21 protein-coding genes and 1 riboswitch are annotated in these 23,574 nt (G+C 74.4%); of the genes, 7 read left to right on the top strand and 14 right to left on the bottom strand.

All coding sequences use genetic code 11. From position 1 onward, the window contains the following. Window positions 1-124 precede the first annotated feature (124 nt). The 6 genes from FB00_RS02585 to FB00_RS02560 are packed head-to-tail and all read right to left on the bottom strand — an operon-like array spanning window position 125 to window position 6,129. A complete protein-coding gene (locus FB00_RS02585) occupies window positions 125-919 on the bottom strand; it encodes an amino acid ABC transporter ATP-binding protein (protein ID WP_047231340.1) in 795 nt (264 codons plus the stop codon). After that, complete coding sequence (locus FB00_RS02580; RefSeq protein ID WP_047231339.1) at window positions 916-2,007, bottom strand: amino acid ABC transporter permease; 1,092 nt, start codon at window positions 2,005-2,007, stop codon at window positions 916-918. Before FB00_RS02580 ends, FB00_RS02585 begins: the two co-directional genes overlap by 4 nt. Then, entirely contained in the window at window positions 2,004-2,597 is a 594-nt protein-coding gene (locus FB00_RS02575; RefSeq protein ID WP_047231338.1) for a GNAT family N-acetyltransferase, read from the bottom strand. Before FB00_RS02575 ends, FB00_RS02580 begins: the two co-directional genes overlap by 4 nt. Beyond that, window positions 2,594-3,496, bottom strand: coding sequence for a DUF1684 domain-containing protein (locus tag FB00_RS02570; RefSeq protein WP_052877389.1), 903 nt, complete (start codon window positions 3,494-3,496; stop codon window positions 2,594-2,596). Before FB00_RS02570 ends, FB00_RS02575 begins: the two co-directional genes overlap by 4 nt. A 52-nt stretch (window positions 3,497-3,548) precedes the next feature. Beyond that, window positions 3,549-4,955 carry an NtaA/DmoA family FMN-dependent monooxygenase gene (locus tag FB00_RS02565; RefSeq protein WP_047231337.1) on the bottom strand — a complete coding sequence of 469 codons (1,407 nt, stop codon included), beginning with the start codon at window positions 4,953-4,955 and terminating at the stop codon, window positions 3,549-3,551. A 19-nt stretch (window positions 4,956-4,974) separates the two neighbouring features. Next, window positions 4,975-6,129: an LLM class flavin-dependent oxidoreductase gene (locus FB00_RS02560; protein WP_047231336.1), complete on the bottom strand. Its 1,155-nt coding sequence runs from the start codon at window positions 6,127-6,129 to the stop codon at window positions 4,975-4,977. A gap of 357 nt (window positions 6,130-6,486) precedes the next feature. Further along, window positions 6,487-6,585, bottom strand: a riboswitch (SAM riboswitch). Window positions 6,586-6,757: 172 nt separating this feature from the next. Here FB00_RS02560 and FB00_RS02555 point away from each other — a divergent pair. Further along, window positions 6,758-7,480, top strand: a complete 723-nt coding sequence (locus FB00_RS02555) for a TetR/AcrR family transcriptional regulator (protein WP_231581674.1) — start codon at window positions 6,758-6,760, stop codon at window positions 7,478-7,480. Between the two features lie 99 nt (window positions 7,481-7,579). Further along, a complete protein-coding gene (locus tag FB00_RS02550; protein WP_047231335.1) occupies window positions 7,580-10,237 on the top strand; it encodes an MMPL family transporter in 2,658 nt (885 codons plus the stop codon). Between the two features lie 78 nt (window positions 10,238-10,315). Here the strand turns inward: FB00_RS02550 and FB00_RS02545 are convergent, their stop codons facing one another. Beyond that, the gene (locus FB00_RS02545) at window positions 10,316-11,323 is read right to left on the bottom strand and encodes an endonuclease/exonuclease/phosphatase family protein (protein ID WP_047231334.1); all 1,008 of its coding nucleotides are present in this window, start codon (window positions 11,321-11,323) and stop codon (window positions 10,316-10,318) included. A gap of 257 nt (window positions 11,324-11,580) precedes the next feature. Continuing rightward, the gene (gene purL / locus FB00_RS02540; RefSeq protein WP_047231333.1) at window positions 11,581-13,956 is read right to left on the bottom strand and encodes a phosphoribosylformylglycinamidine synthase subunit PurL; all 2,376 of its coding nucleotides are present in this window, start codon (window positions 13,954-13,956) and stop codon (window positions 11,581-11,583) included. A gap of 187 nt (window positions 13,957-14,143) precedes the next feature. Between purL and FB00_RS02535 the strand changes: the two genes are divergently transcribed. After that, window positions 14,144-14,419, top strand: a complete 276-nt coding sequence (locus FB00_RS02535) for a hypothetical protein (RefSeq protein ID WP_047231332.1) — start codon at window positions 14,144-14,146, stop codon at window positions 14,417-14,419. A gap of 18 nt (window positions 14,420-14,437) precedes the next feature. On the opposite strand, the gene FB00_RS02530 is transcribed toward FB00_RS02535, so the two are convergent. The 3 genes from FB00_RS02530 to FB00_RS02520 form a co-directional block, all read right to left on the bottom strand. Next, window positions 14,438-14,824, bottom strand: coding sequence for a DUF1304 domain-containing protein (locus FB00_RS02530; RefSeq protein WP_047231331.1), 387 nt, complete (start codon window positions 14,822-14,824; stop codon window positions 14,438-14,440). Between the two features lie 73 nt (window positions 14,825-14,897). Further along, complete coding sequence (locus FB00_RS02525; RefSeq protein WP_047231330.1) at window positions 14,898-15,470, bottom strand: hypothetical protein; 573 nt, start codon at window positions 15,468-15,470, stop codon at window positions 14,898-14,900. Next, complete coding sequence (locus FB00_RS02520) at window positions 15,467-16,432, bottom strand: LysR family transcriptional regulator (protein WP_047231329.1); 966 nt, start codon at window positions 16,430-16,432, stop codon at window positions 15,467-15,469. Before FB00_RS02520 ends, FB00_RS02525 begins: the two co-directional genes overlap by 4 nt. A 90-nt stretch (window positions 16,433-16,522) precedes the next feature. Here FB00_RS02520 and FB00_RS02515 point away from each other — a divergent pair, with 90 nt between their 5' ends. Then, window positions 16,523-17,581, top strand: coding sequence for an EamA family transporter (locus FB00_RS02515; RefSeq protein WP_082140901.1), 1,059 nt, complete (start codon window positions 16,523-16,525; stop codon window positions 17,579-17,581). Window positions 17,582-17,643: 62 nt separating this feature from the next. Further along, complete coding sequence (locus FB00_RS02510; protein WP_047231328.1) at window positions 17,644-19,131, top strand: APC family permease; 1,488 nt, start codon at window positions 17,644-17,646, stop codon at window positions 19,129-19,131. Window positions 19,132-19,183: 52 nt separating this feature from the next. Here FB00_RS02510 and FB00_RS02505 read toward each other — a convergent pair whose 3' ends face one another. From FB00_RS02505 to FB00_RS02495, 3 genes are all read right to left on the bottom strand, one after another. Next, window positions 19,184-19,972: an ABC transporter permease gene (locus FB00_RS02505; RefSeq protein ID WP_047231327.1), complete on the bottom strand. Its 789-nt coding sequence runs from the start codon at window positions 19,970-19,972 to the stop codon at window positions 19,184-19,186. Next, complete coding sequence (locus FB00_RS02500; protein WP_082140900.1) at window positions 19,969-21,066, bottom strand: ATP-binding cassette domain-containing protein; 1,098 nt, start codon at window positions 21,064-21,066, stop codon at window positions 19,969-19,971. Before FB00_RS02500 ends, FB00_RS02505 begins: the two co-directional genes overlap by 4 nt. Before the next feature lie 205 nt (window positions 21,067-21,271). Beyond that, window positions 21,272-21,937 (bottom strand): PadR family transcriptional regulator, encoded by a 666-nt coding sequence (locus FB00_RS02495; RefSeq protein ID WP_047231326.1) that lies wholly within the window; start codon window positions 21,935-21,937, stop codon window positions 21,272-21,274. 106 nt (window positions 21,938-22,043) lie between these two features. Between FB00_RS02495 and FB00_RS02490 the strand changes: the two genes are divergently transcribed. Continuing rightward, window positions 22,044-22,484, top strand: a complete 441-nt coding sequence (locus tag FB00_RS02490) for an NUDIX hydrolase (RefSeq protein WP_047231325.1) — start codon at window positions 22,044-22,046, stop codon at window positions 22,482-22,484. Between the two features lie 236 nt (window positions 22,485-22,720). Next, a complete protein-coding gene (locus FB00_RS22235) occupies window positions 22,721-23,494 on the top strand; it encodes a DUF2599 domain-containing protein (RefSeq protein WP_197088727.1) in 774 nt (257 codons plus the stop codon). Window positions 23,495-23,574: the final 80 nt, after the last annotated feature.

The following is a 23,574-nucleotide window of genomic DNA, read 5'->3' as shown; positions in this document are numbered from 1 at the left end:
TGGTGCGTCGGGCGACGCAGGGAGTGCGGGTGTGCGGGACGGCCGGACGGCCGGTCGCGGGTGACGACGTCGGGAAGCGGTGGTGGGGCGGTACAGGTGGTCGTGGACCCCGGTTCGCCCCGGGTCAGAGGACCTTCTGGAGGAAGGCCCGGGTGCGTTCGTGACGCGGGCGGTCGAGCACCTCGGCGGGCGTGCCCTGCTCCACGACGACGCCGTCGTCCATGAACACGACGGTGTCGGCGACCTCGCGCGCGAAGCCGATCTCGTGCGTGACGACGACGAGCGTGGTGCCGGTGCTCGCGACGTCCTTGATGACCTCGAGCACCTCCCCGACGAGCTCGGGGTCGAGCGCCGAGGTCGGCTCGTCGAACAGGAGCACCTTGGGCCGCAGCGCGAGCGCGCGGGCGATGGCGACGCGCTGCTGCTGCCCTCCGGAGAGCTGGCGGGGTCGCGCGTCGGCCTTGTCCGCGAGCCCGACGCGCTCGAGCAGCGCGCGGGCCTCGGGCTCGACGTCCTCGCGGCGGCGGCGCTGCGCCGAGACCGGGGCCTCGACGACGTTCTCGAGCGCGGTGAGGTGCGGGAAGAGGTTGAAGTTCTGGAAGACGAACCCGATCTGGGTGCGCTGGCCGAGGATCTCGCGCTCCTTGAGCTCACGCAGGGTGTTGCCCTTGCGGCGGTACCCGATGAGCTCGCCGTCGAGCGAGATGAACCCCTTGTCGACCTTCTCCAGGTGGTTGATCGCGCGCAGCAGCGTCGACTTCCCGGAGCCGGACGGGCCGAGCACGACCGTCACCGACCCGGGCGGCACGGTGAGCGACACGTCGCGCAGCACCTCGAGCGTGCCGAAGCTCTTGTGGACGCCGTGGATCTCGACGAGCCCGGCGGTCGTGACGCCTGCGGTCCTGGTGCCGGCGGTCATGCCGCACCTCCCGACGTGCGCGCGGTGCGGGTCAGCACGCCCACGCGGGCGCGGGCCGCGTACGCGGGCGGGACGGAGTCCGGAACGGGCCGGCCGGAGAGCCGCGACGCCCAGACCAAGACGGTCCAGCGGGCCTTCTGGAGCGGCGTCGGCGGCAGTGTGCGGACCGCGCCCTTCGCGTAGTGCCGCTCGACGTAGTACTGGACGACCGTGATGAGCGTCGTCAGCACGAGGTACCAGATCGACGCGACGATGAGCAGCGGCACGACGCGGCCGTTGCGGCCGTAGATGACGCTGACGATGTAGAACAGCTCGCCGTACGCGAGGACGTAGACGATCGACGTGCCCTTGAGGAGCCCGATCACCTCGTTGACCGCCGTGGGGATGATGGAGCGCATCGCCTGCGGCAGGATGATGCGGCTCACCTGGCGCCGCTTGGGGATGCCGAGCGACGCGGCGGCCTCCTGCTGCCCCTGGTCGACCGAGAGGATCCCGGCGCGCACGATCTCCGCCGAGTACGCGGCCTGCGACAGCCCGAGGCCGAGGATCGCGGCCCAGAACTTGTCGATCACGGACAGCGTGTCGAAGTACAGGAACTCGGGCCCGAAGGGGATGCCGACGCTGAGGTACGGGTACAGGTACGCGAGGTTGTACCAGAGCAGGAGCTGGAGCAGCAGCGGCACGGACCGGAACACCCACGTGTACGTCCACGACACCGACTGGAGCAGCGGCGAGCGCGAGAGGCGCATGAGCGCGAGGACCGTGCCGAGCGCGAACCCGACGACCGACGCGACGAGCGTCAGGCGGATCGTCGCCCACGCGCCCTCGAGGATCGAGGGCCACGTGAGGTACTGCGCGACGACGTCCCACTCCCAGCGGTCGTTCGTCACGAGCGAGCTGACGACCATCGCGAGCAGCACGGCCACGCCGGCCGTCGCGGCCCAGCGGCCCGGGTGCCGGGCGGGGACGATGCGCAGGCTCTCGAGCGGCAGCGCGTCCTCGACACCGCCGCGCCGGTCGGCGGGGTGCCGGCCCGACGGCGGCGCGAGCTGCCGGGACTCGTCCTGCGGGAGCGACACGGTGCTCATGGCGCGACCTCCAACCACTTCTCGAAGGCGAGCGGGCCGATCTCCTCGGGATCGGTCCCGGTGTCGAACAGGGGCGTGTAGCCCGTCGCGAGGTAGAGGCCTGCCGCCTCGGGCTGCCGCGGACCGGTCGTCAGGTAGAGACGCCGGTACCCGCGCTCGACCGCGCGGCGCTCCAGCTCCGCCAGCACGACGCGCGCCAGGCCTCGGCGCCGGTGCGCCGAGTGCGTCCAGATCCGCTTGAGCTCGGCGGTCCGCACGGCGGGCGACCCGTCGCTGCGCCGCGCGGACTGCCGGGCGAGGCGTGCCGGGTCGCCGAGCTCGGGCTCGGTCCGACGGCGGAACGCGCCGCCCGCGACCGGCTCGCCGTCCTCCAGCACCAGCACGAGCTCGCCGTGCGGCGCCGCGAAGTCCTGCGCGGGATAGTGCTCCATCTCGGCGCGGAGCTCGTCCGCGGTCAGCACGCGCTGGTAGCGCGTCCAGTACTCCTGCGACAGCTCGTCGAGGAGCGGCCGCACGAGCGGGTCGTGCATCGCGACGGACCGGACCTCGCGCGTTCCCCGCCCGGCGGGGCGCGCGGCGACCGCGGTCACCGGGGCGCCCTCTCGCCCGCGGTGACGGCGAACGGCACGTGGTTGCCCTCGACCGGCGCCGGGCACGTCCCGAAGTCGCTGAACGCGTACGGGAGGTTGATCACCCGGTTGAGGTCGAGGCGCACGCGACCCTCGGTGCCGGGCGCCACGTCGGCGTCCACCCACAGCACGCGCCACGGCGCGACGCCGTCCGCCTCGTCGCTGAAGAGCAGCGTCACCGCGCCGCCGGCCTTGCCCGTGAGGACGAGCGTCGCGCGGTGGGAGACCCCGTCGCGCTCGACCACGAGGTCGACCTCGCCGACCGTGCTCACGTGGTGCACCAGCCCGGGGCGCGCGGCGCCGACGACGACGGGCCGCGGCGCGTCGTACCAGCGCACCGCCGCGTCCACGACCCAGGCGGGGTCGTACGCGAACGTCGGGACGCCGTCGAACCCCGTCCGGGCCGGAGCGAGCGGGTCGCGCAGCCGGACCGCGTACCGGCCCGTGCGGCGCACGACCTCCACCGCGACCTCGCGCGTCTCGCCCCCGTCCGCCGGGTCGCCCGCGTCCCGGCCGCCCGGCAGGAACGTGCCCGCGACCGACGACCCGCCCTCCGTGACGGCCACGGTCCCGACGGAGTCGCCCGTCGTCGCCCGGACGGCGCCGCCCTCGCCCGCGCGGTGGTGCGCGCCGTCGGCGTCGGCCCACCAGAGCCCGGGCACGCCGGGCAGCGCGGCGGGCTCGGCCGGGAGCCAGTGGTACGCGACGAGGCTCAGCCAGCCGTGCGGCGGGCGCAGCCCCTCCTCGCGCTCGGCGTGCCACGCCGCCCACGCGGCGGCGTCCTGCGTGTCGTCTGCCGGCCCGGGGGCCGCGGGGTCGTCGGCCACGGCGCCCGTGGCGGTCAGCGTGCTCTGGCTCATGGGTCCTCCGAGGTCGGTACGTGCAGGTCTGCGGTGCGGGTGTGCGGGGCGGCTACGGTCGGCCGACGAGCTCGGCGGAGGCCGCCGAGGGCTCGGGGTCGGCGGCGCGCGGCGCGGTGCCGGGCCGCGCGAGGCCGAGGTGCTCGCGCAGGGTCGTGCCCTCGTACTCGGTGCGGAACGACCCGCGCTCCTGGAGGAGCGGGACGACGCGGTCGAAGACGTCGTCGAGCCCGCCCGGCGTGAGGTGCGGGACGAGGATGAAGCCGTCGGAGGCGTCCTCCTGGACGTGGCGGTCGATGTCGTCCGCGACCTGCTGCGGCGTGCCGACGAACCCGCCGCGCGACGTCACCTGGATGACGAGCTCGCGGATCGACCAGCCGTTCGCCTCGGCCTGCTCGCGCCACGCCTCGGCGACCGCCGCCGGGTCCTTCGCGTGCCGCACGCGCCCCCGCGTGATCGACAGGTTCTCGGTGTCGGGGTCGACGTCGGGCAGCGGCCCCTCGGGGTCGTACGCCTCGAGGTCGCGGCCCCAGACCTGCTCGAGGAACGCGATCGCCGTCGGGCCCGAGACCTGCTGGAGCCGGATCTCCCGCGCGCGCTCCTCCGCCTCGGCGGGCGTGTCGCCCAGCACGACGACGGTCGCGGGCAGGATCTTCAGGGAGTCTCGCTCGCGCCCGTGGGCGGCGAGGCGCCCCTTGACGTCCTCGCAGAACGCGCGCCCGGCGTCGAACGTCGAGTGCGCGGAGAACACGACGTCGGCGGTCCGGGCGGCGAAGTCGCGGCCGTCGGCCGAGTCGCCCGCCTGGAACAGGACGGGATGGCCCTGCGGGCCGCGCGGCGTCTCGAACAGCCCGACGACGTCCGCGTACGTCCCGTGGTGCGCGACCGGCCGCACCGACCCGGGGCGCAGGAACTCGCCCGCGATCCGGTCGGCCAGCACCGCGTCGTCGTCCCACGAGTCCCACAGGGCGCGCGTGACCTCGACGACCTCGGCCGCCCGCGCGTAGCGCTCCGGGTACGGGAGGTAGCCGCCGCGGCGGAAGTTGGCGCCCGTGAAGGCGTCGGGGCTCGTCACGAGGTTCCACGCCGCGCGGCCCTCGGAGAGCAGGTCGAGCGTCGCGAACTGCTTCGCGAGCTCCCACGGCTCGTTGAACGTCGTGTTGATCGTGCCCGCGAGGCCGAGGCGGTCCGTGACGGCCGCGAGCGCGGCGAGGACGGGCAGCGTGTCGGGTCGCCCCACGACGTCGAGGTCGTGGATGCGGCCCTTGTGCTCGCGCAGGCGCAGGCCCTCGGCGAGGAAGAAGAAGTCGAGCTTCGCGTCCTCGGCGCGGCGGGCGAGATGCTCGAACGAGGCGAAGTCGATCTGGCTGCGCGAGCGGGGGTCGCTCCAGACCGTGGTGTTGTTGACGCCCGGGAAGTGGGCGCCGAGGTGGATCTGCTTGCGGGGGCGCGTGCTCATGTCGTCGTTCCGTCCGGGTTCAGGCGATCGCCGCGTAGCGGTTGGCGGGGAGCGGGAGGCCGAGCGTGTCGCGCAGCGTCGTCCCGGGGTAGGCCGTGCGGAACAGACCGGCCCCCTGGAGGAGCGGCACGACGCCGTCGACGATCGCGTCGAGGTCGGTGCTCAGGGACGACGGACGCAGGAGGAACCCGTCGGCCGCGCCGGCGTGCGCCCACTCCTCGACCGTGACCGCGAGGTCGCGCGCCGTGCCGACGTGCGTGAGCGAGTCGGTGTCCCACGAGACGCCCTCGAGGTCCTCGAGCAGGTCGAGGCGGGCCTGGGCGCTCGCGCGCGTGTCGCCGATGACGACGTAGGCGTCGACGAGGACCCGGAGGGCGTCGGGGTCGCGTCCGGCGTCCGCGGCCGCGTCGCGCACCTGCGTCCGTAGGGCGACGGCCTCGTCACGGGTCGCAGCGCGGACCCGGACGACGTCGGCCCGGCGGGCCGCGAGGTCGAGCGAGGCGGGCGTGTCCGCGCGGACGACGACGGGCGGCTGGCCCTGCGGTGGCCGCGGCGTGATGGACGGCCCCTTGACGGCGAACCGGATGCCCTCGTGGTCGACGTAGTGGAGCTTCTCGCGGTCCACGAACCGGCCCGTCGCGACGTCGCGGATCTCGGCGTCGTCCTCCCACGAGTCCCACAGGCGCGTGACGACCTCCACGGCCTCGTCCGCCTCGGCGACGGCGTCGGGCTCGTCCTGCGCGCCCTTGCGACCGAACGCGGCGGCCTCGGCCGGCGTCGTCGACCACCCGACCTGCCACCCCGCGCGCCCGGAGCTCACGTGGTCGATCGTCGCGATCGCCTTGGACACGTGGAACGGCTCGGTGTGCGTGGTGGTGACCGTCGGGACGAGACCGATGCCTGCGCTGCGCGGCGCGAGGCGGGACGCGACGAGCGCAGCGTCGAGACGGCCCCGCACGGACCCGTTGCGGCCGGGCTGGAGCGTGAACGCGTCGTCGAGCGCGACGAGGTCGAGCAGGCCGCGCTGGGCGGTGGCGACGAGCTCGACGAGGCGCTTGGCGTCGAAGAGCCGCTGGGCCTGGGAGCCCACGGTCCGCCAGGCGGCGGGGTGCGCGCCGGCGTCGGTGAGGTCGACGCCGAGGTGGAGGGAGCGGGCGGGGCGGGGGTCGGACATCGCGAGGATCCGTTCTCAGTTGAGCCGACGGCGCGCTCAGGGCGCGGCGGGGTGCCGGAAGGTGGGCAGGGCGGTCCGGCCACGCGCGGCGGCAGGACGGGGCTGGGGAAGCCGGGAGGGACCCGGACCGCGCGCGGGGTGGCGCGGGGTGTCAGAGGCGGGTCGTCGTCAGCGACAACAGGCGACGCGCGCGGGACCCGTGGCCCCGAGGGCGAGGGCGCCAGGGCCGCCCGCGAACGGACAGGGGCACGTCGACACGTGCGCGGTGCTCACCGCGGTGCTCGACATTCGCCGGTCCATCGTCCGTCTCCTTCGTGCCCGTCGCCGGGCTCCGCGTCGTTGCCCCGCGCCGCGCGGGGTCCGCGCGACGCGGGACCTGGTCCTCACCCGGGGCACCCCACCGCGCGGGAGGGTTGCCGTCCGACGAGCCGGGGCTTGGCGTCGGAGCTCATGACCATGTCCTGTGACCGGGGTACGTCGACCTCGGTTGCGCGGGAACTTACGAGCGGCCACCGCGGGGTGTCAACGCACCGAGGAGACCTTCCCACATACTGGACTTGATCGGTCAACTTTGAGCCGTTCGGAGCGCTGTTTGCACTCAGTGCACCGATGCACTTAGTGTCAAGAGGTGCCCCTCCCCTCCGCGACCGAGCCGTCGGGCGTGCCCGTGCCCGACCTGGCGACCGACCCCGCGACCGACTCCGTGAGCGACCCCGCGACCGGCCCGGCGACCGATCGCCGCGCTGCGCTGCGCGCGCGGCACCGCCGCGCGATCGTCGACGCCGCGGCGTCGCTCATGGAGGAGAACGGCGGCGCCCGGTTCACCGTCGACGAGCTCGCGGCACGCGCCGACGTCGCGCGGCGCACGATCTTCAACCACTTCGCGTCCCTGGACGACGTCGTCGTCGAGGTGTGCGAGGACGTGCTGGGCACGGTGGTCGACGCGCTCGGGGCGAGCGCGGCCGACCCCGGGACCGACCGCACGACCCCGCTCGACGACGTCACCGCGGCGCTCCGCGGCACGGACCTCGTCGGCCCGATGGCCTACCTCACGCGCGCCCTCGGCGGCACCGCGACCGAGCCCACCCCGCGCGTCACGACCATGGTCGTGCGCACGTTCACCCACCTCGCCGAGCGCCTGGTCGCCGAGACCACGCGCCGGCACCCCGACGTCGACCCGCTCGAGATCGAGATGCTCGTCGGCGCGCTCATGGCCGGCGTCCTGGTGATCCAGCGCCGCTGGTGGGCCGCGACCGGTGCCGCCGACGACGACGCCTCGCGCCGCGTGTGGGCCGACCTCCTCGACCGCCTCGTCGACCGCGTCCGCGCGGGCTGGGCGAGCCCCGCCTGACGCCTGCCACCTCCCCGCCCGGCCACCCGGCCGCCGGCACCGACCACCCCACCCGGACCGCCTCCCGGACCACCCCGGACTCCCACCCGAAGGATCCTCATGGCTGAACTCCTCTACCGCCTCGGGCGCGCGTGCGCGCGCCGCGCGCGGACCGTCCTCGCCGCGTGGCTCGCGGTGCTCGTGCTGGCCGGGGCGGCGTTCGTCGCGTTCGGCGGCACGCTCGCGAGCAGCTTCTCCATCCCCGGCACGCCGACCGCCGAGGTGACCGAGCGCCTCCAGACGGCGCTCCCGGAGGCCTCGGGCGGGAGCGGCACCGTCGTCTTCGCCACGGAGGACGGCTCGGCGTTCACGCCCGAGCAGGAGGCGGAGATCTCCGACCGGCTCGCCGCGGCCGAGGAGGTCGACGGCGTCGAGACGGCCGTCGACCCGTTCGCCACGCAGGCCGAGCTCGCGGACCAGCGCCAGCAGGTCGAGGACGGCCGGACCCAGATCGAGGCCGGGCGCGCGCAGATCGAGGACGGCCGCACCCAGCTCGCCGCAGGCCAGGAGCAGCTCGACGCCGCGCGGGCCCAGCTCGACGAGGGCCAGACCCAGCTCGACGCGGCGCGCGCGCAGGCCGAGGCCGCGGGCGCGCTCGACCAGGCCGCGCCGCAGCTCGACGCCCAGCAGGCGGAGCTCGACGCCGGGCGGGCCGAGCTCGACGCCCAGGCCGCCACGCTGGACAAGCAGGTGACCGCGCTAGAGGACCAGAGCACGACGCTCGAGGAGCAGTCCGCACAGCTCGAGCTCTCCGCGCCCCTGCTCGAGATGGCGTCCGAGATCCGCATGGTCTCCGAGGACGGGAGCGCCGCTGTCGCGAGCGTCACGTTCACCGAGCCCAACATGAGCATCGAGCAGCAGACCAAGGACGGCCTCGTCGCGGTCTTCACCGACGACCCGGTCGAGGGCGTCCAGACGGACTTCTCGTCCGACATCACGCAGGGCGTGCCCCAGGTCTTCGGCGTCGGCGAGGCGATCGGCCTCGTCGTCGCGGCGATCGTGCTGGTCGTCATGCTCGGGACGCTCGTCGGCGCCGGGCTGCCGATCCTCACCGCGCTCATCGGGGTCGGGATCGGCGCGCTCGCCGCGATGTCGCTCTCCGGCGTCGTCGAGATGTCGTCCGTGACCCCCGTGCTCGGCCTCATGCTCGGGCTCGCGGTCGGGATCGACTACTCGCTGTTCATCGTCAACCGGCACCGCCGCCAGCTCAAGCAGGGCGACGACGTGCCGGAGTCGATCGCGCTCGCGAACGGCACGTCGGGCAACGCCGTCGTGTTCGCCGGCGCCACGGTGCTCATCGCGCTCCTCGCGCTCAACGTCACCGGCATCCCCTTCCTCGGCCTCATGGGGACCGTCGGCGCGCTGTGCGTCGCGATCGCCGTCCTCATCGCCGTCACCCTCACGCCCGCCCTGCTGAGCATGATCGGCACGCGCATCCTCAGCCGTCGCGAGCGCGCCGCGCTCGCCGGGACCGACGCCTCGGGCGAGCCGGGTGCCGCGGCCGGCGCCGCGCCGTCGGGCACGACCGCCCCGGACGGGACGAAGCCCGTCCGCCCCATGTCCACGCTGCGCGCGGTGGGCACGGCGATCCTCGCCGTCGTGGCGCTCGGGGTGATCGCGCTCCCCGCGCTCGACCTGCGGACCAACCTGCCCGACGGGTCGTCGGAGGCGCACGACTCCACGCAGTACCGCGCGTACTCGACGATCGCCGAGCAGTTCGGCGAGGGCACCAACGGCCCGCTGCTCGTCGTCGCCGACCTCCCGGGCGAGCCCACCGAGGCCGAGGCGCTGGAGTACCAGGTGAACGTCGCCGAGGAGCTCTTCGCGCTCGACGACGTCGTCGCGGTCGCCCCGATCGGGACGTCCGAGGACCGTACGGTCGCCGCGTTCCAGGTGGTCCCCGCCGAGGGGCCCACGAGCGAGTCCACCGAGGAGCTCGTGCACGACCTGCGCGCGCTCGAGCCCCTCGACGGGGACGTGACGCTGGGCGTCGCAGGCTCGGCCAGCGGCAACATCGACATCTCCGACAAGCTCGCGCAGGCGCTGCCGATCTACCTCGCGGTCGTCGTCGGGCTGTCGCTCGTCATCCTGGTGCTGGTGTTCCGGTCGATCTTCGTGCCGGTCGTCGCGACCCTCGGGTTCATCCTGTCCTACTTCGCCGCGCTCGGCGGGGTCGTCGCGATCTACCAGTGGGGCTGGCTGTCGGGGTTGTTCGGCGTCGAGACGCCGGGCCCGATCCTCAACTTCCTGCCCACGATCCTCGTCGGCATCCTGTTCGGCCTCGCGATGGACTACCAGCTCTTCCTGGGGTCGGGGATGCGCGAGGCGTACGCGCACGGCGCCCCCGCGCGCGTCGCGATCGTCCAGGGCGTGCGCGCGGGTCGGGCCGTCGTGACCGCCGCGGCGATCATCATGATCTCCGTCTTCGGCGGGTTCGTCTTCTCGCACAGCGCGATGATCCGGCCCATCGGGTTCGCGCTCGCGTTCGGCGTGCTCGTCGACGCGTTCGTCGTGCGCATGCTGCTCGTCCCGGCGCTCATGCACCTCGTGGGCGACAAGGCGTGGTGGCTCCCCCGCTGGCTCGACCGCATCCTGCCCGACGTCGACGTCGAGGGCGCCGCCCTGGAGCGCCGCCACCCGCACCACCCCGCCGGGGACGCTGACCCCGCCGCCACGACCGACCCTGGAGCGACCGAGCCGGAGCCCGCGCGCGGCTGAACGCTCCACCCCCCGGCGCCGAACCCGGGGTCGTTCCCCACCACGAGCCACACGTGGGGAACGGCCCCGGGTTCGGCGTCAGGGGCGGGGTACGTGGACCGTCGCGACGATCGCGCGGTGGTCGCTGCCGGGCACGGGCAGGGAGTCGACGGCGGTCACGACGTTCTCCCGGTCCGTCACCACGTGGTCGAGGTTCAGGATCGGCGGCACGGTGCCCGGCCGCGGCGACCACGACAGGTCGAGACCGCTTCCCGAGGCATGCGACGCGTCGTGGAACCGGTCGCCCAGCAGCCGCCGGAACGTCGCGTGGTCGTGGGTCGCGTTGAAGTCGCCGACGAGCACCTGCGGGAGCGGGTCCGCCGCCGCACGCTCGGCGAGCGCGGCGGTCTCCTCGCCCCAGACCCGCACGTACTCCGGGATCGGCGGGATCGGGTGCACGGCCGTGACCCGCACCGGCACGCCGTCGACCTCGACGGTCGCGGACGGCATCGCGTCGTTGGAGAACGGCTCGACGTCGATGTCGTCGAGCGGCAGCGCGCTCCACAGCCCGCTGCCGAGCGCCCCGGACCCCACCTTCGCGTCGGCGCTGTACGGGAGCACGTCCTCGATGCCCGCCGCGACGAGGCGCTCGCGCAGGTCTGTGGTCAGCTCCAGCACCGCGAGCACCTGGACGTCCTGCTCGCGCACGAGGTCGACCAGCGCGTCCGCGTCCGCCGTCCCGAGCCACGCGTTCGCACCCATTACGCGCAGCGACGCCGCGTCGTCGGGCGGTGCCGGGCCGGGAACGAACGCGGGCACGAGCCACACCGCCTGCGCGGCGACGCACGCCGCGAGCAGCGCCGCGAGGATCCACCGGCGCGCGACGAGCGTGACCACGAGGCCGACGACGGCCGTCGCCGCGACGAACGGCGTGAACCCGACGACCTGCGCGAACGGCGTCACGGCGTCGTACGGCACGGCCCGCACGAGGGTGAGCAGGACGACGACGGCGGCCCCCGCCGCCAGCAGCACCGTGAGCACCGGGCCACCCGGCCGCCGTCGGGTCGCGACGCGCGCGGGCGGGAGGCTCGTGGTCGCCGAGGTCATGCCCGGACTCTGACACCGTCGCGACACGCGCCGCGACCCGCCGCACCACCTCGCCCGCCGACCTCCACCGAACCCACCCGTCGCCCGCTCCCGCCGAACACGACGTTGCTGTCGTTTTCGGGCTCTTTCCGACAGCAACCCCGTGGTCGACCGCGCGCAGGGTCGTGCTCGACGGGTCCGGGACACGCCGTCGGGTCGACCGCGGACGACGACGCCCCGGCCACCATGCGGTGACCGGGGCGTCGGTGGTGCGGGTGTCAGCCGAAGATGACCGGGAGCGTGCCGCGGAAGGCTGCGTCCGCCTCGCTGAGCGGGACGGTGAACAGGCCCGCGACCTCGAGCGCCTCGCCCGACTCGGCGGCGGCGCCGGGCTCGGTGCCCGTCTCGCCGATCTTCAGCACGGGGACGCCGCGTGCGACGCACGCGTCGACGAGCTTGGACTCCTCGCCACGCGGCACCGCGACGAGCGCGCGGGCCGTCGACTCGGAGAACAGCGCCTCGAACGGGGTGACGCCGTCGCGCTCGGTGAGCGCGTCGAGCGACACCGTGGCGCCGACGCCGAAGCGCAGCGACGCCTCGAGGAGCGCCTGCGCGAGCCCGCCCTCGGAGAGGTCGTGCGCGGCCGACACGAGGTCGTCGCGGCTCGCGTTGACGAGCACGCCGGCGAGCGCCTTCTCCGCCGCGAGGTCGACCTGCGGCGGGAGGCCGCCGAGGTGCCCGTGCTCGACCTCGGCCCACGCCGAGCCGTCGAGCTCGGGGCGCGTGGTGCCGAGCAGGTAGATGCTCTCGCCCGTCTCACGCCAGCCCGAGGGGGTCGCGTGCGCGACGTCGTCGAGCACGCCGAGCACGCCCACGACCGGGGTCGGGTGGATGGACGAGTCGATCTGCCCCGGCTCGCCGGTCCCGTTGTACAGCGAGACGTTGCCGCCCGTGACGGGGACGCCGAGCTCGCGGCACGCGTCCGCGAGGCCCTCGATCGCCTCGACGAGCTGCCACATCGAGTCGGGGTCCTCGGGCGAGCCGAAGTTGAGGCAGTCGGTCACGGCGAGCGGGCGGGCCCCCGTCGTCGCGACGTTGCGGTACGCCTCCGCGAGCGCGAGGCGCGCGCCCGTGCGCGGGTCGAGCTTGCCGTACCGGCCGTTCGCGTCGGTCGCGAGCGCGACGCCGAGGCCCGTGCTCTCGTCGACGCGGACCACGCCGGAGTCGTCGGGCTGCGCGAGCGCGGTGTTGCCCTGGACGAACCGGTCGTACTGGTTGGTCACCCACTCCTTCGACGCGAGGTTGGGCGACGCGAGGAGGCGCAGCGCCGTCGCACGCAGGTCGTCGCCGCTCTCGGGGCGCGCGAGCCCGTCGGCCTCGACGGTGCGGGCGTTGAGCCCGTCCTGCCACGACGGGCGCGCGTACGGGCGGTGGTAGACCGGACCCTCGTGCGCGACGGTCCGCGGGTCGACGTCGACGATGCGCTCGCCGTGGTGGTCGATCGTGAGGCGGCCCGAGTCGTTGACCTCGCCGATCACGGCGGTCTCGACGTCCCACTTGCTCGTGATCGCGAGGAACTCGTCGAGCTTGTCGGGCGCGACGACCGCCATCATGCGCTCCTGCGACTCCGACATGAGGATCTCGCCCGCGTTGAGCGTGGGGTCGCGCAGCAGGACGTCGTCGAGCCACACGTGCATGCCGCCGTCGCCGTTGGAGGCGAGCTCCGACGTCGCGCAGGAGATGCCGGCAGCGCCGAGGTCCTGGATGCCCTCGACGACCTTCGCCGCGTAGAGCTCGAGGCAGCACTCGATGAGGACCTTCTCCATGAAGGGGTCGCCCACCTGGACGCTCGGGCGCTTGGCGGGCACGCCGTCCTCGAACGTCTCGGACGCGAGGATCGAGGCGCCGCCGATGCCGTCGCCGCCCGTGCGGGCGCCGAACAGCACGACCTTGTTGCCCACGCCTGACGCGTTGGCGAGGTGGATGTCCTCGTGGCGCAGCACGCCGAGGCACAGCGCGTTGACGAGCGGGTTGCCCTGGTACGAGGCGTCGAACACGAGCTCGCCGCCGATGTTCGGCAGGCCGAGGCTGTTGCCGTAGCCGCCGACGCCGCTCACGACGCCGTGCACGACGCGCGCCGTGTCCGGGTGGTCGACGGCGCCGAAGCGGAGCTGGTCCATGACGGCGACGGGGCGCGCGCCCATCGAGATGATGTCGCGCACGATGCCGCCGACGCCCGTCGCGGCGCCCTGGTAGGGCTCGACGAACGACGGGTGGTTGTGCGACTCGACCTTGAACGTCACGGCCCAGCCGTCGCCGATGTCGACGACGCCGGCGTTCTCGCCGATGCCGACGAGCAGGTGCTTCTTCATCTCGTCCGTCGTGGCCGTGCCGAACTTCGACAGGTGCACCTTGGACGACTTGTACGAGCAGTGCTCGGACCACATGACGGAGTACATCGCGAGCTCCGCGGCCGTGGGGCGGCGCCCCAGGATGTCGCGGATGCGCTGGTACTCGTCGGGCTTGAGGCCGAGCTCGGCGTACGGCTGGACCTCGTCGGGGGTGGCGGCGGCGTGCTCGACGGTGTCCAGCGTCGGTCCAGCGGCGGGACGAGCGTCGGAGCGTGCGGAAGCCTGGGGTGCGGGGGCGGTCATCGTTTCCCTCGGGTGGGCGCTGAGCGGGGAGCGCACGACGGCGCACGGCCAGTCTACCGGCGGAGCGGCGCCCGCCGTCCGCGCGTCTCAGGGCCGGGACGCCGGGCGCGTCCCGCGCGCGGCGGCCGTGCCGGCACCCGGACCTCCCGAGATGCAGCCGGACGCGACTCGGGTTCGGATGGGGAGGGTGACCACGACCTTCTCGCTCCCCGACACCCCCGCCCGCCCCTCGACCGGGGACCTGCTCGACCCGCACCTCGAGCGGCTCGGCCACGAGCTCACCCTCGTGGAGCGCCAGCTCACCGGGTACTCGCGCCGGACCGGGTCGTACGTGGGCCACGAGGCCTTCGAGACGGTCGAGCCGGCCGGCGGCCGCTACCGGGACGAGCTCGAGGCGGAGCGCGAGCGCATCCTCAGCCGTCTGGAGCTGCTGAGCGCCATGCGCGTCGCGGCGTCCGCCTGACGCGCCGCGCGCGACGTCTCAGGAGGTCAGCCCGAGCACGACGCCGACCACGCCGAGCAGCGGCGGGACGAGCTGCACCAGCGCCGCGCGCGCCTTCGACGGCGACGACAGGATCAGCACGAGCCCGGCCGCGACCATCGACCCTGCCCCGGCGACGACGAGCGTGAGGCCCACGTCCTGCCGGTCCGCCGCGTACAGGACGATGCCCAGCACGACGAGGACCGCGAGGAACAGGTTGTAGAAGCCCTGGTTGAACGCGAGCTCCCTGGTCGCCTCGGCCTCCTCGCGCGACGTGCCGAACGTCGCGCGCGTGCGCGCGCTCGTCCACGTGAGCGACTCCATGACGAAGATGTACACGTGGATCGCCGCGGCGACCCCCGCGAGCGCCAGCCCGAACCCGATCACGGTCGGCTCCTCCCGGTCCGCGAGGCCGCACGGTGCACGACCTCACGCCGGCGGGCCGGCCCGGGTCGCTGCCTCAGCGGTCCTCAGCGTTCCACAGCAGCGGCTCCGCCGCCGCGAGCGCCACGGCGAGCGCGCCGAGCACGAGCCCGACGCGCGTGTGCGGCAGGCGCACGCCCCGGGCGCGCAGCCGCTCGCCGCGGCGGTAGACCCACTTCTCCCCCGCGACGACGAGCGTCGTCGCGAGCGCGACGCCGGCCGCGGCGCCCCCGACGACCACCGCGGGCGGGACGGGCGTCGCCTCGTCGTGGTCGGGGACGTACGTGTTGTCCTCGCGCGCGGCGTCGGGCGCTCCGCCGGCCGGGCGGTCGGCCGGACGGTCGGGCGAGGCGTCGGGATCGGTGCCGGCCGCTCCCGCGTCCCGGGCCGCGTCCCGCAGCGCCCGCACGCCCTCGCGCGCCTCGATCCCCTCGGCCGTCGAGGTCAGGGTGAGCACGATGCCCGCGGTCCCGACCGCCGTCTTGGCGAGCGCGCGGGCCCAGCGCGGCCGCACGACGTCGGGCACGGCGTACCAGGCGACGGTCATCAGCCCCGCGATCGCCACGGTGCGCGGGTCGGCGGACCGCCGGGTCGGCTCGTGCTCGGTCATCGTGCCCCTTCGTCGGTCGGTGCGGTGGCGGGTGCGCTCGCGATGCCCAACGGCCGACGCCCGCCCGGGGTTCCTCCGGAGCGCAGCCGCTCCCGCAGGTAGCGCACCGCCGGGGAGTCGGTCATGGTCGCGCGCCACACGACCGTCACCGGGCGGGTCGGGACGGGCTCGCGCACGGGGACCGCGACGACGTCGGACGGCAGCGGGCCGCGCCCGAGGCGCGGCACGAGCGCGACGGCGAGGCCCTGGGCCACGACCTCGACCTGCGACGCGAACTCGAGGCACCGGAAGTCGATGCGCGGGACGCGCGGCTCGCGCGCGAACATGTGGCAGAACCACTCGTAGCAGATCGTGCCGTCGGGCGTGCAGACCCAGGTCTCGTCGAGCAGGTCCGGCGGGGTGAGCGCCGGCCTGCTCGCGAGCGGGCTCGACGCGTGCACGAGCACGTCGGCCTCGTCGCGGAAGAGCTCCTCGGCGCGCAGGCTCGGGGGGAGCGCGAGGCCGACGCCCTCCCAGTGGTGCACGAGCGCGAGGTCCAGCGTGCCCGCCGCGACGGCCGCCACCGCGTCCCACGGCTCGGCCTCCTCGACGACGAGCCGCAGGTCCGGGACGTCCTCGCGCACCCGCGCGACGAGGGGGGCGACGACGCCGCGCACGGCCGTCGAGAACGACCCGAGCCGCACGGTCCCGGTGGGTCGGGCTCCGGCGTCGTGGAGTCGGGCGCGCAGCGACTCGACCTGCTCGCGCAGCGCGCGCCCCTCTTCGACCACGCGCCGGCCGGCGGCCGTGAGGACGACGCCGCGCCCCTCCCGGTCGAGCAGGCGCGCGCCGAGGTCGCGTTCCAGGCGCTTGACCTGCTGCGAGACGGCCGACGGCGTGTACCCGAGGTCGCGCGCGGCGGCGTGCACGGTCCCGGTGCGCTCGACGGCGAGCAGGGCGTCCACGGCGGCGAGGTCGATCATGCCCCCAGGCTATCGGGAAGCAGCGCTACCGGGAACCGTGCACGACCGTGCGCTGGACGTGCACGATGCGCAGGGCGCACCCTCGTACCCATGCCCCTGCGCTCGTCCCTCCTCGCCGTCCTCGTCGCCGTCGTCTGGGGCGTCAACTTCGTCGTCATCGACCTCGGCCTCGGCGACATGCCGCCGACGCTCTTCGTCGCCCTGCGCTTCCTCGTCGTGCTCGTCCCGGCGATCTTCCTCGTCCCGCGGCCCCGCGCGCGCTGGCGGGACGTGCTGCTCGTCGGCACGTTCATGAGCCTCGGCCAGTTCGGCCTCCTCTACACCGCGCTCGCGCTCGGCATGCCCGCCGGGCTCGCGTCCCTCGTGCTCCAGGCCCAGGTCGGGCTCACCGTGCTGTTCGCCGCCGCCGCGCTGCGCGAGGTCCCGACGCGCTCGCAGCTCGTCGGCGTGCTCGTCGGCGCCGCCGGGCTCGTCGTGGTCGGCGTGGGGCGCAGCGCGTCGACGCCGGCCCTCGCGTTCGTCGTGACGCTCGCCGCCGCGGCGTCGTGGGCGGTGGGCAACGTGATCGCCCGACGCGCCGGGCTCCGCCGCGACCAGGGCTCTCCCTCGGCGCACCACGGCTCTCCCTCGCGGCCCGGTCTCGACGGGCTGTCGATGACGGTGTGGTCGGCGCTCGTCGTGCCCGTCCCCATGCTCGGGCTGTCCCTCGCGCTGGACGGGCCGGCCGCCGTCGGGCACGCGCTCACGCACCTCACGCTCGCCCCCGTCGTGTCGACCCTGTACACCGCCTGGCTCGCGAGCCTCGTGGGCTACGGGATCTGGAACACGCTGCTCGCCCGGCACCCGGCGTCTGCGGTGGTGCCGTTCACGATGCTCGTGCCGCCCGTCGGGATGCTCGCCGCGTGGGTCGTGCTCGACGAGGTGCCGAACGCGGCAGAGCTCGTGGGCGGCGTCGTCCTGCTGCTGGGCGTCGCGACGACGACGGGCGTCCTGCGCCGGCGACCGCGTGCCGCACGCCCGACACGCGCCGAACCCGGGGTTGTCGCGCCCCACACGGCCGAACCCGGCGACAACCCCGGGCTCGGCGAGGTTCCCGGCGACAGGGCCGGGTTCGGCAGCCCGGGGGCGACACGCGCTCGTTCGCGCTGACAGGAGACCGCGGCCGGGGGTTCTATGGAGGTTCGGGACGTCGAGACGCGAGGGAGCCTCTCATGAGCCAGACCGCGGGTCGCACGGAGGAACGGCAGCAGCCGGAGCTCAAGCGCGTCATGGGGCCCAAGCTCCTGCTCCTGTTCATCGTCGGGGACATCCTCGGCACAGGCGTGTACGCGCTCACGGGCCAGGTCGCGGGCGAGGTCGGCGGGGCGGCGTGGCTGCCGTTCCTGCTCGCGTTCGTGGTCGCGACGATCACCGCGTTCTCCTACCTCGAGCTCGTCACCAAGTACCCGAGCGCCGCCGGCGCGGCGCTCTACACGCACAAGGCGTTCGGCATCCACCTGCTGACGTTCGTGGTCGCGTTCATGGTCATGAGCTCGGGCATCACGTCGGCGTCGACGGCGTCCAACGCGTTCGCGGGGTTCGTCTCCGACGGGTTCGGGCTCGAGCTCCCGACGGGCGGCGACGGCAGGCTCCTCATCGCCCTCGGCTTCATGGCCCTCGTCGCGCTCGTCAACTTCCGCGGCGTCGGCGAGAGCGTCCGGGCGAACGTCGTGCTGTCGCTCGTCGAGCTGTCCGGCCTGCTGCTCGTGATCTTCGTCGGGCTGTGGGCGACGACGCAGGGCCGTGCCGACTTCTCCCGGGTCGTGGTGTTCGAGAGCGCGGACGACAAGAGCGTGTTCCTCGCCGTGACGGCGGCGACGACGCTCGCGTTCTTCGCCATGGTCGGGTTCGAGGACTCGGTGAACATGGCCGAGGAGTGCAAGAACCCCGTGCGAGACTTCCCGCGCATGATGCTCACCGGGCTGTCGATCACGGGCGCGATCTACGTGCTCGTCGCGATCACCGCCGTCGCGCTCGTCCCCGTCGGAGACCTCGTGGACGACTCGAAGGGATCGGCGCTCACGCAGGTCGTGGCGGCCGGGGCGCCGAACCTGCCGTTCGACACGGTCTTCCCGTTCATCGGCATGTTCGCGGTCGCGAACTCGGCGCTCATCAACATGCTCATGGCGTCCCGCCTGCTCTACGGCATGGCGAACCAGGGCGTGCTGCCGCGCGCGTTCGGCCAGGTGCACCCGTTCCGGCGGACGCCGTGGGTGTCGATCCTCGTCACGACGGCCATCGCGTTCGCGCTCATCGTGTACGTGGTGCGGCAGTCGGGGACGGAGTCGGGCACCAACGCGATCGCGCTGCTCGGCGGCACGACGTCGCTGCTCCTGCTCGTCGTCTTCACGATCGTCAACGTCGCGCTCCTCGTGCTGCGCCGCGACCACGTGGACCACCAGCACTTCCGCACGCGCACGTGGCTCGCCGTCCTCGGGGCGCTCACGTGCGCGTACCTCGCCGGACCGTGGGCGCGCAGCGCGGAGCAGCAGGAGCAGTACGTCATCGCGGGCGCGCTCGTCGGCCTGGGGGTCCTGCTCTCGTTCGTCACGTGGCTGTACAACCGCTCGGTGCGGCACCGCCAGATCGCGTTCTCCGACGTCTCCCGCCTCGAGGACGAGGTCGAGGACGACCCCGACAGCGACGCCCGGTCCCGCTGAGCGACGACGTCCGCCCGCGGCCGTGGGCCTCGGGCGGACGTCGCGCGCGGCGTCAGGCCGAGCGCTGGCGGGTGCGGAAGGCCTGCGTCGCGAGCCAGCCCATGACGACCGCCGCGAGCGCCAGCAGCCCGAGCCGTCCCCACACGACGCCCCAGTCGGGGGACGCGGCGAGCGCCTCGCGCCCGGCGACGACGGCCCAGTCGAACGGGTTGTACCGCGCGACGTCGGCGACCCAGTCGGCGGACAGGCTCGTGTCCATCACGGCCGAGGACAGGAACATGAGCGGCAGCGTGATGAGCTGCGAGATGCCGATGAGCGCCTCCTGCTGGCCGGTGAGCAGGGCCATGGCGTTGCTCAGCGCCGAGAACAGGGCCGTGAGCAGCACGACCGCGAGCAGCAGGGCCAGGACGCCGAGCGTCGTCTCGCCGGGCGTGCTGCCGAACCGCGCCCCGCACAGCCACGCGACCGCGAGCACGACCAGCGCCTGCCCCACCGCGATGACGGCCTGGTAGATCATCGTCGACGCCATGAGCGCGCCGCGCGACGCCGGCGACGTGAGGAAGCGGTCCATGACGCCCCGGTCCATGTCCTGCACGTACGACGTCCCGGCCCAGGCGGCGCCGAACATCGCCGTCATCATGACGACACCCGGCGTGATGAACTCGAGGTACGTCCCGCCCGTGGAGAACCCGGGGATCTCCACGACCGACCGGAAGAGCTGGCCGAACAGCAGCAGCCAGATCATGGGCTGCACGAGGTTCATGACCATGAACACGGGGATGCGCGCGCCCTGGCGCAGCGCCCGGGCGGTGAGCAGCCCGGTGTGCACGACGGCGGTCATGCCGCCACCCCCTCGACGGTCGCGCCGGCATCTGCGCCCGAGCCGCCCCCGACCGTAGCGTCCGCGGAGGACTGCGCGGCCGCGAACGGGCGGCCCGTGTGCCGCAGGTACACGTCGTCGAGGCTGGGGCGGGCGAGCGTCGCGGACGCGACGGGGAGGCCCGCGGCGTCGAGCGCGGTGAGGACGGTGGGCAGCGCGACGGCGCCCGAGTCGGCGCGGGCCCGCAGGGTCCTGCCCTCGACGTGCACGTCGCGGACTCCCGCGCACACGCCGACCGCGGCGGTGACGCGGGCTACGAGGGCGGCACCGCCGTCGGGCAGCCCGGACGCCGCGACGGTCGGGGCCGCGAGCTCGACGACGATCCCGTCGCCGCGCAGCTCGTCCTTCAGCGCGTCGGGTGTCCCCGCGACCGCGACGCGGCCGTGGTCGACGATCGCGAGGTTCGCGGCGAGGCGGTCGGCCTCCTCCAGGTAGTGCGTGGTGAGGAGGATCGTCATGCTCTCGCGCGCCGTCATGCGCTCGATCTCCGCCCACATCTCGGCGCGCGCCTCGGGGTCGAGCCCGGTCGTCGGCTCGTCGAGGAACAGGACCCGCGGGCGGTGCACGATCCCCATCGCGACGTCGAGCTTGCGCGCCATGCCGCCGCTGTACGTCTTCACGAGCCGGTCGGCCGCGTCCGTGAGGGAGAACCGCTCGAGGAGCTCGGTCGCCCGGGCGCGGGCGTCACGCGCGCCGAGGCCCTGGAGCCGGCCCGCGAGGACGAGGTTCTCGCGACCGCTGTCCATCGGGTCGGTCACGGGCTTCTGCGCGACGTACCCGATCGCCCGCCGCACGCGCTCGGGGTGGCGTGCGACGTCGATCCCCGCGACCGTCGCCGTGCCGGAGTCGGCGCGGCTGAGCGTCGTGAGGATCTTGGCGGTCGTCGACTTGCCCGCCCCGTTGGGGCCGAGCAGGGCGAACACGGTGCCCGCGGGCACGGCGAACGACAGGCCGTCGAGCGCGTGCACGGGCGGGCGGCCGCGGCCGCCCGGGTAGGTCTTGCGCAGGTCGACGGCGTCGATCGCCGTCTCCTGCGCACGGGTGCTGGAAGGCACGATGAGGCTCCTTGTGTCGGGAGCCGTCTCGCCGGGGGTGGCCCCTCCCGCGCGGCTAGCATGGGAGGGCCCTGGGTGACTGTTGACGCAGCAGTTCTGCCGGTTCCGGCGGGACGACTCGGGCTCGGTGGCCCGGATGTTGGCGCATCCGGGCCACCACTCTTTCTCCGTCCGGCGCGTGCTCGGTCGAGCGGCGCCGGTGGTCTCAGGGGGTGGGGTCGGCGGGCAGGTGGCGGCGCACGACCTCCTCGATCTCCTCGGGCGACGCGCCCGCGGCGCGCAGCCGCGCCATCTCGGCCCAGCCGTCCTGGCCACCGACCTCGCCCGCCTCCAGGCGTGCGGCGAACCGGTCGATCCAGGCGCGCTCCGCGCGCAGCATGGCCAGCCGGTAGTCGGCCTCGACGAGGAAGATCTCCGGAAGACCGGCCGCGGCAGCGCCGGTGAGCCCGGCGTCGCGCGTGCGGATCTCGTTGTCGAGCGACGCGAGGCGCGCGCGCAGGAGCGCCGCGACCTCCTCGGGCGACAGCATGGCGATGAGCGACAGCCCAGCCTCGACGTCCGGGTACTCCTTGGACGGCACGGCGAGCAGCTCGCGCAGCCACGCGGCCGCCTCGACCTTGCCCGCCTCCGTGATCTCGTAGACGACGCGCTCGGGGCGGTTGCCCTCGCGCTCCGAGTGCGACGGCGTGATGAAGCCGTGCTTCTCGAGCGACTTGATGACGGAGTACAGCGAGCCGAAGTTGAGCCGGATGCTGTCGTCCTTGCCCCGCTCGCGCAGGGTCGTCGTGATCTCGTACGGGTACATGGGTCGCTCGGCCAGGCTCGCGAGCACGGCGAGGGCGAGCGGGTTGGACACAGGACGACGGGACATCGCTCACCTCCGAATACTTTGCTCAGAGTATTCGATCACGATTGCTTGCGCAAGGACTCCTGGGGCCAACCCCAGGGCGACGACGGCCGTCGCGCATGATGGGTCCATGCAGATCCGCGTCGCCGCCTACGCCGTGATCGTCCGCGAGGACGGGAGGATGCTCCTCCCCCACTGGAGCGAGGGGGACCACGGCGGCTGGACCCTCCCCGGCGGCGGCATCGACCCCGGCGAGCACCCCGAGGCGGCGGCCGTGCGCGAGGTGGCCGAGGAGACCGGCTACGACGTCGAGCTCGACGGCCTGCTCGGCGTGGACAGCATCGTCGTCGCCGCGGCCGACCGCCTGCGGGTGGAGGACCGCGACCGCGCGCTGCACGCCGTCCGGATCGTCTACAGCGCCCACGTGGTGGGCGGCGAGCTGCGCGTCGAGGAGGACGAGTCGACCGACGACGTCGGCTGGTTCACGCCCGACGAGGTCGACGCGCTCCCGCGCGTGGGGCTCGTCGACCTCGGCCGCCGCTGGGCCGGCCTGCTCCCCGTGCCGTCGTGACCCGGCCCGTCGGGACCGGTCCGCGACGACGGCCGCGGACGACGGCACTGAGCGCGCTCGCCGTCGGTCTCCTGGTACCGCTCGCCCTCGCTGGGTGCACGCCCGACGGCGGAGCCTCCACGGCCGACCCCGACGCGGTCACGACCACGCGCACGGACGACGCGTCCGAGGATCCCGGTGACGCCGGTACCGCGGGATCACGTGGCGACAGCACCGCGGAGCCCGACGCCGTGAGCATGCCCGCGGGACCGGTGACCGTCGAGATCGCGGCGCCTCCGCTCGCGTCGACCGCCTCGGGCGAGAGTGCTCCGGCCGTGGCCGTCGCGGCAGGCGACGAGGGAGCGTCGGACGTCGCGCTCGTGCTCGCCGACGCCCCGGCCCTGGTCTCCGTCGAGGACGGCTCGCTCGTGCGCCACGTCGACGGCTCCCTGACCGTCCTGGACGACGGCGGCACGCCCGTCGGCGGGTTCGGCGCACCGCGCGTCGTCGGTCCGCACGGGGCACGGCCCGGTGACGGCACGGCCCTGGGCGACGCGGCAGGCGACGAGGGCGCCAGCACGGAGGAGCCCTCGCCCGGAACTCCGGGCGTGCGGGTCGTGCTCGTCGACGCGCGCCACGCGGAGGTGACGCTCCTGCCCGCGGCCGGGACGTCGTCGGGCACCTCGTCGGTCGGGACGGAGACGGAGGGCGCCGGCCCCACCGCGGCGTGGGACGTCGTTGCGCCGCTCGGCACGCAGGCGCTGCGGGGCACCGACTGGGGCGAGCGCGAGGGCGGGCGGTCGCTCGCCGTCGACCCGACCGCGTGGGCGCGCGCCGCAGGGCAGGCGGGCCAGGAGCTCGTGTGGGCGCAGCTCGTCGCCGCCGAGCCGGAGGTCGACACCCCGACGATGCACGACCAGCTCGTGTGCCACGCCGTCGGCGCCCCGGACAAGGCGACGTGGAACCTCGAGCCCTGGCGGCCCGACGTCGGGCTGCTCGCCACGATGTCGGCACGCTGCAACCCGACCTGACCGGCAGCGCCCGTGCCGCGCCGAGCACGACGTCGCGCGCGGTCGAGCACGAGGTTGCTGTCGTCATGGCCCTCAGAACG

The sequence above is a fragment of the Cellulosimicrobium funkei genome (assembly GCF_001019615.1).
Lineage (GTDB): Bacteria > Actinomycetota > Actinomycetes > Actinomycetales > Cellulomonadaceae > Cellulosimicrobium > Cellulosimicrobium cellulans_E.
Note: the sequence above shows the minus strand (reverse complement) of the source record. Positions and strands in the feature narration are given on the sequence as shown.

Coding starts and splice junctions, on each gene's coding strand:
- FB00_RS22235 (WP_197088727.1), top strand. CDS start 22,721: ATGCCCGCGGGACCGGTGACCGTCGAGATCGCGGCGCCTCCGCTCGCG.
- FB00_RS02495 (WP_047231326.1), bottom strand. CDS start 21,937: ATGTCCCGTCGTCCTGTGTCCAACCCGCTCGCCCTCGCCGTGCTCGCG.
- FB00_RS02490 (WP_047231325.1), top strand. CDS start 22,044: ATGCAGATCCGCGTCGCCGCCTACGCCGTGATCGTCCGCGAGGACGGG.
- FB00_RS02560 (WP_047231336.1), bottom strand. CDS start 6,129: ATGTCCGACCCCCGCCCCGCCCGCTCCCTCCACCTCGGCGTCGACCTC.
- FB00_RS02585 (WP_047231340.1), bottom strand. CDS start 919: ATGACCGCCGGCACCAGGACCGCAGGCGTCACGACCGCCGGGCTCGTC.
- FB00_RS02550 (WP_047231335.1), top strand. CDS start 7,580: ATGGCTGAACTCCTCTACCGCCTCGGGCGCGCGTGCGCGCGCCGCGCG.
- FB00_RS02545 (WP_047231334.1), bottom strand. CDS start 11,323: ATGACCTCGGCGACCACGAGCCTCCCGCCCGCGCGCGTCGCGACCCGA.
- FB00_RS02525 (WP_047231330.1), bottom strand. CDS start 15,470: ATGACCGAGCACGAGCCGACCCGGCGGTCCGCCGACCCGCGCACCGTG.
- FB00_RS02565 (WP_047231337.1), bottom strand. CDS start 4,955: ATGAGCACGCGCCCCCGCAAGCAGATCCACCTCGGCGCCCACTTCCCG.
- FB00_RS02570 (WP_052877389.1), bottom strand. CDS start 3,496: ATGAGCCAGAGCACGCTGACCGCCACGGGCGCCGTGGCCGACGACCCC.
- FB00_RS02505 (WP_047231327.1), bottom strand. CDS start 19,972: ATGACCGCCGTCGTGCACACCGGGCTGCTCACCGCCCGGGCGCTGCGC.
- FB00_RS02515 (WP_082140901.1), top strand. CDS start 16,523: ATGCCCCTGCGCTCGTCCCTCCTCGCCGTCCTCGTCGCCGTCGTCTGG.
- FB00_RS02510 (WP_047231328.1), top strand. CDS start 17,644: ATGAGCCAGACCGCGGGTCGCACGGAGGAACGGCAGCAGCCGGAGCTC.
- purL (WP_047231333.1), bottom strand. CDS start 13,956: ATGACCGCCCCCGCACCCCAGGCTTCCGCACGCTCCGACGCTCGTCCC.
- FB00_RS02520 (WP_047231329.1), bottom strand. CDS start 16,432: ATGATCGACCTCGCCGCCGTGGACGCCCTGCTCGCCGTCGAGCGCACC.
- FB00_RS02580 (WP_047231339.1), bottom strand. CDS start 2,007: ATGAGCACCGTGTCGCTCCCGCAGGACGAGTCCCGGCAGCTCGCGCCG.